Below are 6204 nucleotides of genomic sequence, written 5' to 3' on the forward strand. Positions count from 1 at the left end.
AACCCCACGAAGCTGCTTTGAGGCTCGGGCCAGTTCCAGGATTCCGTGGCCGGGTCAGGGGGCGTCATCGGTGTTGGTGATGAGGCGGAGGACTGGGCGTTCGTGGGGTTGGCCGAGGAGTTGGCGGAGGCGTTTGGGGCGCCAGTGGAGTTCTCGGGCGAGGCTAGTGAGGGTGAGTGTGCCGTGGGTTTCAGCGAGTTCAAAGGCTTTAGCGAGCAGAGTCGGAGTTTCACCGGGATAGTGAGCGACATGGTCGGCGCCGAGCATGCCGATTTCGTAGAGGTGGTTCAGGCGTTGGTAGGCACGGCGGGCGACGGCGTCGGAGATGGCACCGGTTTCGCGGGAACGGTAGACCAGCGACTTGATCGACACACCCCATTCATGGCTGAGCTGTTGGAGGGCTTTGACGTCGAAGCGACGGGGGAGCTGATCTGTGATCTGGTCGGCGGGGGTGAGGAATTCGGCGGCAAAGGCATCGGCTTCGCGTTCTTGGTCGGGGTCGCCGGGGGCGACGTCGCGGTGTAGGACGAGGTGGCCGAGTTCGTGGGCGGCGGTGAACCGGTGCCAGCACACGTCGTCACCGCGGTCGGGGGTGAGCACGATCGTCGGGCGAGGCATGCGGGAGGTGGAGAAGGCGTTGATGGTGGGGGTGTCCTCGCCGGCGAATTCCACCATAGTGGTGACGATCCCGTGTATCTCCATGGTGCGCACCAGGTGCGAGATCGGCCCGTGTCCCAGTCCCCAGTGGGCCCGCAACGCACGGGCAGCTTCGGCCGGTGTGTCGCCGAGGCGGGTGGGGTCGTCAGGCAGGAACCCGGGCAGGTCGATCGGAGGAAACTGGACATGTTTCTCCATGGCGTAGGTCAGCTCCCACACCTGCTGGGCGAAGGCGACGGCTTTGGCGCGCTGTGCAGCTTTGGTCGAGCGCAGGCTGCGGAAGTGCGCGCCAGCGCCGTCGAGCTGGGCGAAAGGTCTTCCTGCGGCGAAGAACTCGACAGGGACGTCGAGGACGTCGGCTGCCTGATTCAGATGGTCCGGACGCGGTGGGGACGTGCGTGATTCCCACTGGCTCACTGCCGCACCGGAGACCCCGATCCGCGTGGCGAGAGCTGCCTTGGTCAGGCCGGCGAGCTGGCGGGCCTGGGTGAGGCGGGCCGGGTCGAACACCACCACGACGTCGGAAGCAAAGATCGCCGCAGTGGTGTCGCTGGAGAACAAGTCGAGGGGAGGGCGTTCAGTCATCGCTTGCGGTCTCGGGTTGTGGTGTCGGCGGGTGCCCGCCATCCGGTGTAGTCAGTGGCGTACGCGGCGCCAGGTCGAACTCACCCATAGGGCTTTGGTCCCAACGGGGCCCGATACCAGGCTTCGGGTCCGGGACCGGCACCGGGCCGGTGGGACGCACCAGGCCCTCGTCGGTGTCGGTGATCGGGAGGATCTGCTCGATGCTGCTCCAGTTCAATCTGCCCTGATCGTCAGCTTGGGAGGCCTCGCCCCAGTAGACGCGCAGCACACCGGAGTGTGGGTTGCTGGCGTAAGCGATGATGACCAGCCGACCCGCTTCCACCGCATCGGTGAGGAAATCGTTCAGATCCTTGACGTCTGTGTCGATCTCTTCCTGGGTGAGGTGAGCCTGGTCGAGGGTGAGCTGGTCGGTCGGCTCCTGGGCGAGCGCCAGCAGGTTCTCGCGTAGCTTCGACATCGTCATCTTCGCCGCGTTCACGGGGGTGTGGGCGTCGTCGGCGAACTTCCACGGGTACAGGATGACGTTGGTGTCGCCCACCACAATCAGTTCGTAGCGGGCCCGTGCCGGCTTGATCCGCCGTACGTCGGGCACAACCTCTTCGACCGCGAAACCCAGCTCTTCGTGCTGGACCAGCCAAATCAGGCCGTATCCATCGTTACTGGGCAAGCCCAGACCTTTGTAGGCGGCCAGCGCCCGCTGATGAGCTGCCTGCAATCCGCGCCAGATCGCGCGGCGTAACGGTAGAGCGTGCGCACCGAATCGCTCGGTCTCCCACTGCGTGGGTGCAGCCTGCTCGCTCATGGATCCCTCCCTAACACCCGGCCCGCTGCTTACGAATTCAAGATCGTATACAGCGTAGCACTTAAGATTTGCACATTATCTGCGCAACGCCGAAAGTTCGGCACGATCCATGTTCAGGTCTGACATGGGAGTTGAGGAGCAAATCCGCCCGAAATCCGGGTGACACCACCGGCGACTCGCCGGACGACACACCCGCTGCCCTGTAAGAGATAGCCCCTGAGTTTCCTCCACCGATCGATCACGAACTGTCCCTCAAAGCCGCCCCCGAAGCAAGCTAACGCTGTCCACTTTCTCGGGGGAACCCCAATCTACTGCGAGCTCCCACACCTGGTGCTGGGGCTGCTGCACGGATATGGTGGGCCGCTGGACTTGCTTGAGATCACCCGCAGTCGCTCAGCGCAGGACTCCTAGTCGCCCGGCACGCAGATCAGCGAGCGCATCCTCGTGTTGCCGGTTCGTCATCGGACCTGGAAGTTCACCGTCGAACCGACAGAACCGCAGGTCGATGGTTTCTGGATCACGAACCGACAGCGTGCCACCGGTGATGCTGCAGCGCAGGAAGGTGGTGATGGTCTGAGCGACGTCCCCGTTCAGATACTTGTGCCAGTAACGGCTGTAGACGCCCTGGACGGCTTCGACTTTGACATCAAAGCCGGTTTCCTCAGCGATCTCCCTCCGCACCGCATCCTCGATGGATTCGCCGAGTTCGATGGCACCGCCTGGGAAGCACCACGTCGTGTCATCACTACGACGCTGCAGCAGTACCCTCTCCTGGTCAACTACGCAGGCGGCGGCGAAGACAAGTTGGATGGGATCATGACCTACCCGCTCTCTGATCCAACTCACGTAGTCGCTCACGCACCCAGCATCCCACACGAATCCCGTGGCCTGTCGAGATAGCAACGAGCTAAACGGATACGGTCGGTGGCGTGGATAGTCAGTCACTCGAACAAGGTGCAATGGGCCTGTCCGAGCTTGGAGCATTAGCGCTTCGCGCAGCGGCGCAGGGTGCGGGGGTCGTCACGTCGAGCCTGCGGGACAATGAATTGACCATCCGGACGAAAACGTCGCATCGCGACCTCGTGACCGAGGTGGATACCGCAGCCGAACAAGCAATCCGCAGCTATTTGCGTGAACTGCGCCCGCATGACGCAATCCTCGGAGAGGAAGGCGGTGAGCAGTCCGGCACCACCCCGGTGCGGTGGGTAATCGACCCGATAGACGGCACATCTAATTTCATCCGCGGCCGCGCCGACCACGCCGTGGCCGTAGCTGCGCAGATCAAGGGCCGCATCGCGATCGGCGCAATCGTGAAGGCAAACGGTGACTGGATGGCCTGCGACGAGCACGGCACGATCACCAGCCGCGACGGCACACCTGCGGTATCTCCACTCGGCACCAAATCCCTTGATTCATGCCTGGTTTCGGTCAGCATCCCGATTGAAGAGACCCGTCGCCCGCTCGGGGTCGCGGCATTGACGCAGCTTCTTCCTGAAGTACAGGATTTCCGGCGAACCGGATCAACCTCATGCGACTTATTCGACATCGCGGCCGGTCGCCTGGATGCCTACGTAGGCATCGGCACCAAACCTTGGGACATCGCTCCTGGATGGGCAATGGTTACCGCCGCTGGTGGCTCCGGTATACAGGTTCCGGATGTCGGCGGATACACCCTCTACGTCGTGGGAGTGCCCGACATCACCGACTACGTGGCCGACACAGTCCAAGCGGCCATACGCGAGCAGCAAGCTAGCTACGACACCGCTCGGTACCCAGGTATCACAGCGCGTGATGTCGCTGCCCGTGTACAGACCACACACCACTCTGCAGCGCTCTATCCTGCGAAATACTCACCGAGACAAGCTGATAACACACGTGGTGCGCAGCAGTTGACACAACGGACTCCTGAACTCGACAGGTAGGGTCACCCGCGTGGACCCTAAAAATTCGATTCCCGTCGACGAAGCCGCCGCATTCGAGGTTGCGCTTGACGTGTTGACCGATCTCATCGCACATGCCAGCCGTGAATTGGTGGAAACCCCGGCCGGTGGCCCAGCGGCCGAGCAGTGGCGTCAGCGTCGTGATGACTGGGTGCGCCGCCGCGACGCCCTAGAACCGAACGATCGCGAGGCGGTTCGTACCGTGTTCGATACCGACGTGCCATTTCTGCGGGCTATACAAGACACGCGCGCATGACCAATCCCGATTCTCTCCAGCGGTACCTGCTGCCGGAATCGTTGTCGCAAAAAATATTCGTTGAGCAGATCGTGCCAGCTCTCCTGGCAACGGCTCCTTCCCAGACCGCACCAGTCGCGGTCGTGCTGACCGCACAGGCCGGGGCTGGCAAGAGCGTCACGGCCCGATCCGTGCGGGAGCGATTCCCGACTACCGCCCGCCCAGCTGTAGTCGACGTAGATACATTTCGTCGATTTTATCCGAACTACCGACAGCTGATACAGACCAGAGGGTGGGCCGCCGATGATCTCGTCCACGCCGATGCACGTCGCTGGCTGGACATGTCGGTGGACTACCTCTTGGAGAAGCAGGCAAACCTCATTGTCGAGCACGGGCTGCGCGACCCCAACGTCGCAGACGATCTGATGGCGAAACTATCTGCCACCCACCGGATCGAGGCGGCACTACTTGCGACCCCGGCCGCAGTGAGCAGACTGGGAATCCTGGAGCGCTACCAACTCGGCATTGAACACACCGGTATCGGTCGCTACGTCGAAGAATCTCTTCACGACCAGCGCTATCGCAATCTTCCTGCCGTCGCAGACTGGCTCGACGCCGATCCTCGCATCGCCACGATCGAGGTCTACCGCCGCGGCCTCCCGCACGCGGTACACCGCAAGGATCGCGACAGCCAGGGCAACTGGAGCACAAGCCACCCGACACGTGATGCGCTGTCAGAAGCTCGCGAGGGCACCTGGGACCTGGCTGACAGTCGCGCCTTCCATCGCCTCCACTCCAGCCTGCTTGTCCGGATGGAACCCGAATGGCACCCCGCTCTCCAGCGCGCACAGAAACTCGCAGAACCTCACCTCGACCCGCAGACAACCACGCTTCGGTCCGACCTGCCCGCAGTGACATTCGGCCGCTATCAACTCGTGTCCATAGCACATCTGGATACCGTCGTCACGATCCTGCAAGACTTTCCCCGCCTGGAGCTAGGGATACTTGATCTTGACCAGCAGCCACAACAACCAATCGAGATTCCCGACCATCTCCAGGATTTCTACCGCGACTGCGAAACCAACACCGCGCCTGGCAAGAATCCCATGACTGCCCAAGAGCGGGCCGCATTCTGGAACGGCGCCTTGGCTGCTGTGGGCCTTGCGGACCGGGTCGACGTCCGCATCATAGGTCGACCCGAACTCGACCCCGCCGAATTCAACACCCTCTACCCACCCGATCAATATCACCTAGTGTTCCCGACTGCCAGTGGGGAAGGTTTCGACAGTATCCGCAACGCATCCTTCGAAGAGATCCTCCAGCGCCGCGTGATTGCGGTGGACCCGCCGCTCGAATACCACACCAGCGATATCAAGACCGCCTACCGAGAGGGTAATGACAGTTGGCGAACCGCCATCGCTCGCGGCGCCCTGCCAGCCTTCCTCGCCGCTGACGGTCCCCGCAAACTGCTTGAGGCACCGGCCCCTACCGCGGCGGAAATCGCTGCCCGAGTGCAGACAACAGCGGCGTCTGCCGCCGTCAACCACCGGCCCACTCAACAGCAGCAGGCCCGAGGAACACAACCTTCGCCAAGCCGATCCTCGGATCGCGAGATGTGACAGGGGTTGGTTGCTGGTTTGCTGTGCTGGCTACGGTGTTTGCCGTACCCCAACACTCGGAGGCAAGTCAGCGAAGCTGACGCGGCAGCACCATGAGATGACGCTAGTGGTCGCGGTGATGAGGGGGTGTGGTCGCGCTTTCGGGGAGCGGCGGATCTAAACAAGTGATCGGTTAGGACATCACCACCGCCACAGAGGTCCCACCAATCAACTTTGCGCCATCGAACCGAGGGGCGGGGAGCAGATCCGCCCGATCCGGCGATAGTCCTGGCTTACTTGGAAGACCTTTACCTTTCAGAACTGCGCGACCTCCGGTCGCGTGGCCCTGCTGGATGGTGGCCTGCATTGTGTTCTCGCGTCCCTCCA

Annotated in this window: 7 protein-coding genes; 3 read left to right on the top strand and 4 right to left on the bottom strand. The window is 62.6% G+C overall.

Annotated features, from left to right (window positions below; genetic code table 11):
- Positions 1 to 54: 54 nt before the first annotated feature.
- From ACX4ZE_RS22325 to ACX4ZE_RS22335, 3 genes are all read right to left on the bottom strand, one after another.
- Positions 55 to 1242 (bottom strand): helix-turn-helix domain-containing protein, encoded by a 1188-nt coding sequence (locus ACX4ZE_RS22325; RefSeq protein ID WP_480275430.1) that lies wholly within the window; start codon positions 1240 to 1242, stop codon positions 55 to 57.
- Positions 1235 to 2044, bottom strand: a complete 810-nt coding sequence (locus ACX4ZE_RS22330) for a hypothetical protein (RefSeq protein WP_480275431.1) — start codon at positions 2042 to 2044, stop codon at positions 1235 to 1237. Before ACX4ZE_RS22330 ends, ACX4ZE_RS22325 begins: the two co-directional genes overlap by 8 nt.
- A 393-nt stretch (positions 2045 to 2437) precedes the next feature.
- Positions 2438 to 2902 carry an NUDIX hydrolase gene (locus ACX4ZE_RS22335; RefSeq protein ID WP_480275432.1) on the bottom strand — a complete coding sequence of 155 codons (465 nt, stop codon included), beginning with the start codon at positions 2900 to 2902 and terminating at the stop codon, positions 2438 to 2440.
- A 71-nt stretch (positions 2903 to 2973) separates the two neighbouring features.
- Between ACX4ZE_RS22335 and ACX4ZE_RS22340 the strand changes: the two genes are divergently transcribed.
- The 3 genes from ACX4ZE_RS22340 to ACX4ZE_RS22350 are packed head-to-tail and all read left to right on the top strand — an operon-like array spanning position 2974 to position 5838.
- A complete protein-coding gene (locus tag ACX4ZE_RS22340; RefSeq protein WP_480275433.1) occupies positions 2974 to 3966 on the top strand; it encodes an inositol monophosphatase family protein in 993 nt (330 codons plus the stop codon).
- A gap of 10 nt (positions 3967 to 3976) precedes the next feature.
- Positions 3977 to 4240: a hypothetical protein gene (locus ACX4ZE_RS22345; protein ID WP_480275434.1), complete on the top strand. Its 264-nt coding sequence runs from the start codon at positions 3977 to 3979 to the stop codon at positions 4238 to 4240.
- The gene (locus ACX4ZE_RS22350; RefSeq protein ID WP_480275435.1) at positions 4237 to 5838 is read left to right on the top strand and encodes a zeta toxin family protein; all 1602 of its coding nucleotides are present in this window, start codon (positions 4237 to 4239) and stop codon (positions 5836 to 5838) included. The genes ACX4ZE_RS22345 and ACX4ZE_RS22350 overlap by 4 nt, the downstream gene beginning before the upstream one ends.
- Positions 5839 to 6010: 172 nt before the next feature.
- On the opposite strand, the gene ACX4ZE_RS22355 is transcribed toward ACX4ZE_RS22350, so the two are convergent.
- Positions 6011 to 6204: hypothetical protein (locus ACX4ZE_RS22355; protein ID WP_480275436.1), on the bottom strand; the 194-nt coding region annotated here is incomplete at its 5' end.

This window comes from Nocardia sp. TBRC8007, assembly GCF_056629435.1.

Coding starts and splice junctions, on each gene's coding strand:
- ACX4ZE_RS22330 (WP_480275431.1), bottom strand. CDS start 2,044: ATGAGCGAGCAGGCTGCACCCACGCAGTGGGAGACCGAGCGATTCGGT.
- ACX4ZE_RS22350 (WP_480275435.1), top strand. CDS start 4,237: ATGACCAATCCCGATTCTCTCCAGCGGTACCTGCTGCCGGAATCGTTG.
- ACX4ZE_RS22325 (WP_480275430.1), bottom strand. CDS start 1,242: ATGACTGAACGCCCTCCCCTCGACTTGTTCTCCAGCGACACCACTGCG.